General features: G+C 39.5%; 1 protein-coding gene. It reads left to right on the forward strand.

Annotation, left to right across the window (positions count from 1 at the left end; all coding sequences use genetic code 11):
* Positions 1–855: peptidoglycan D,D-transpeptidase FtsI family protein (locus tag ACFIML_RS09165; protein WP_375688021.1), on the forward strand; the 855-nt coding region annotated here is incomplete at both ends.

Genomic DNA, 855 nt, shown 5'->3' on the forward strand with positions numbered 1-855 from the left:
GTGCAGCTGGTCTTGCAACTGAAGAAACATTAAAGTCAGTTCAGCTTTCGATTGATGTGCGTGTTCAGACAATTGTGCATGATGAACTTAAGAAGGCAATGAAGCGTTATAAAGCGATTGCGGCAGGAGCTGTTATTTTAAATATCCACACGAATGAAGTTCTGGCTATGGCATCGCTACCAGATTTTGACCCTGGAAATCCTGTTGAAGCTTTGAAAAGTGATCGCTTCAATCGGATGACCGCTGGAACTTTTGAGATGGGATCTATTATTAAAAGTTTTACGACCGCAATGGCACTTGATTCAGGTCTTTTTCATTTAAATAGTGTTATTGATGCTTCACAGCCTATTAAAGCAAGTCAAAATTATTTTATTCGTGATTTTCATGGGAAAAATCGTCCCTTAACGTTATGGGAGGTTTTCATTTATTCCTCTAACATTGGTTCTGCTAGAGAAGCATTGGCGATAGGAATTGACGGACATCGTGATTTTTTAAAACGACTTGGTTTACTTGATCGAATGACAACGGAGTTACCTGAAGTTGCACACCCTATTGTGCCACCTCATTGGAAAGATATCCATTCGATGACGATCTCTTTTGGACATGGTATGGCAACAACGCCTTTGCAAACAGCAGTAGGTGCTGCTGCTTTAGTAAATGGTGGTTGGTTGATTGAACCTACATTTTTAAAACGTACAAAAGAACAAGCTTTGCAACGTGCAAAACAAGTTTTGCAGGCTAAAACGAGTCAAAATATGCGTTATCTTTATAAATTAAACAGTGATATTGGTTCGGGACGTAATGCAAAAGTAGAAGGTTATCGCGTTGGTGGTAAGACTGGAACAGCCGAAAAAG

The sequence above is a fragment of the Bartonella sp. AC62GZZY genome, from assembly GCF_042196525.1.
Classification (GTDB): Bacteria; Pseudomonadota; Alphaproteobacteria; order Rhizobiales; family Rhizobiaceae; genus Bartonella.